General features: G+C 73.0%; 2 protein-coding genes and 1 pseudogene. All 3 read right to left on the bottom strand.

The window, feature by feature from the left end:
- A pseudogene (locus C667_RS22360) lies at positions 1-182 on the bottom strand (ABC transporter ATP-binding protein); the annotation flags it as partial.
- A complete protein-coding gene (locus C667_RS22365; protein ID WP_004386377.1) occupies positions 179-1,207 on the bottom strand; it encodes an ABC transporter ATP-binding protein in 1,029 nt (342 codons plus the stop codon). The gene C667_RS22365 and the pseudogene C667_RS22360, both read right to left, overlap by 4 nt.
- On the bottom strand, positions 1,204-2,172 hold the full coding sequence (locus tag C667_RS22370; RefSeq protein WP_004386378.1) for an ABC transporter permease: 969 nt from the start codon (positions 2,170-2,172) through the stop codon (positions 1,204-1,206). Before C667_RS22370 ends, C667_RS22365 begins: the two co-directional genes overlap by 4 nt.
- Between the last annotated feature and the right edge of the window lie 43 nt (positions 2,173-2,215).

Genomic DNA, 2,215 nt, shown 5'->3' on the forward strand with positions numbered 1-2,215 from the left:
GCGGTCGCGCTCGCCGGCAGCGCGGCCGCTTCGCCGACGTCCGGCGCAGCGCCCAGGCCACCCGCGGGACCGACGTCCGCGCCGTGGTCGACCTGTGCCCGGTGCACCAGGCCTTCGGCGTCCTCGACCGCGGCGCGGTCCTGCTGCTTCGCCTTGGCGAGCGCGCGCTCGATGATGCTCATCGCCCCCCTCCTTCAGCCATCTCCGCCGGCGCGTACAGCCAGCACGCCGCGCGCGTGGCGCCCGCGGGCAGCAGCTCGGGGCGCTCGGCATGGCAGCGCGCGAAGGCCGCGGTGCAGCGCGGATGGAAGGCGCAGCCGGGCGGGATCGCGTCCAGGCGCGGCATCGCGCCGTCGATCTGCACCAGGCGCTCGACCTCGGCGCCGAGCACCGGGATGGCGCCCATCAGGCCGCGGGTGTAGGGATGCGCCGGCGCGCGCACCACCTCGTCCACCGGTCCGATCTCCACCACCCGGCCGGCGTACATCACCGCGACGCGGTCGGCGGTCTCGGCGATCACGCCCATGTCGTGCGTGACCAGCATCACCGCGGTGCGGTGCTGGCGGCACAGGCGGCGCAGCAGCGCGATGATCTGCGCCTGCACCGAGACGTCGAGCGCAGTGGTGGGCTCGTCGGCGATGATGAGTTCGGGCTCGGCGCACAGCGCGAGCGCGATCACCACGCGCTGGCGCATGCCGCCGGAGAACTGGTGCGGGTAGTGGTCGATGCGCTGCGCCGGCGCCGGAATGCCGACCTCGTCGAGGAGCGCGAGCGCGCGCTCGCGTGCGGCGGCGGGGGTGAGCTCGAGGTGGGTCAGCATGGTCTCGACCAGCTGCTCGCCCACCGTGTACAACGGGTTCAGGCTGGTGAGCGGGTCCTGGAAGATCATCGCGATGCGGCGCCCGCGCAGGCGCCGCATGGCTTCGCCGCTCAGCTCGTGGATGGCCTCGCCGTCGAGCAGGATCTCGCCGCCGGCGATGCGCCCGGGCGGCTCCAGCAGGCCGATGATGGCCGCGCCGGTGAGCGACTTGCCCGCGCCCGACTCACCCACCACGCCGAGCACCTCGCCGCGCGCGATGTCGAAGGAGACGTCGTCGAGCGCCAGCAGGGTGCCGCGCCGCGAGGGGAACTCCACCCGCAGGCGGCGCACCGACAGCAGCGGCAGGCCGCCACCGGCGTTCATCTGGTCGATTTGCGGCACGTTCATCGGCGCAGCCTCGGGTTGAGCGCGTCGCGCAGCCAGTCGCCGAGCAGGTTCACCGACAGCGCGAGCAGCAGCAGGGTGAGGCCGGGGAAGAGCACGATCCACCACTCGCCCGAGAACAGGTAGTCCTGGCCGACGCGGATCAGCGTGCCCAGGCTGGGCTGGGTGGGCGGCACGCCAACGCCGAGGAAGGACAGCGTCGACTCGAGGATGATCGCCAGCGCCAGGCCGATGGTGGCGATCACCAGCACCGGCCCCATCACGTTGGGCAGGATGTGGCGCAGCAGGATGGCCGACGCCGGCACCCCGATCACGCGCGCGGCCTGCACGTACTCCTTGTTGCGCTCGGCCAGCGTGGAGCTGCGCACCGTGCGCGCGTACTGCACCCAGTCCGAGAGGCCGATCGCCAGGACCAGCACGTAGATCGCCGCCTTGTCGTGCAGCGCCGGCGGCACCACGCCCTTGAACACGCCGAAGATCAGCAGCGCCACCAGGATCGCCGGGAAGCTCAGCTGCACGTCGGCGACGCGCATGATCAGGCTGTCCACCCAGCCGCCGCGGTAGCCGGCGACGAGCCCGAGCGTGATGCCCAGCACCGCGGCGAAGGCCACCGCCGCGAAGCCCACCAGGATCGACACCCGCGAGCCGTAGAGGATGGCCGAGAACAGGTCGCGGCCCTGGGCGTCGGTGCCCAGCCAGTACACGTTGCCGGTGAATTCGTTGGCCTGCATCGGCCGGGTGAAGCCGTCCATCAGATTGAGAGTGGCGGGGTCGAAGGGGTTCTGCGGCGCGATCACCGGCGCGAGCAGCGCGGCGACCAGGATCCCCAGCACGACCAGCGCCGAGAGCACCGTGATCGGCGAGCGGATGAAGCTGTGGAAGAGGTCGCTGTCAAGCAGGCGCGCGAGCGCACCGCGCGGCACGGGCGGCGCAGCGGCGGGGGTGGGCGTGGGGGGGTCGGTGCGCATGGCGGGTTCCGGGGTGCCGGGGGCGCTCACTGCCCGCGCCCGC

It is taken from the genome of Thauera phenylacetica B4P (assembly GCF_000310225.1).
GTDB classification, from domain to species: domain Bacteria; phylum Pseudomonadota; class Gammaproteobacteria; order Burkholderiales; family Rhodocyclaceae; genus Thauera; species Thauera phenylacetica.

Excerpts from the sequence above, each read along its gene's own strand:
- C667_RS22365 (WP_004386377.1), bottom strand. The coding sequence starts at position 1,207 with ATGAACGTGCCGCAAATCGACCAGATGAACGCCGGTGGCGGCCTGCCG.
- C667_RS22370 (WP_004386378.1), bottom strand. The coding sequence starts at position 2,172 with ATGCGCACCGACCCCCCCACGCCCACCCCCGCCGCTGCGCCGCCCGTG.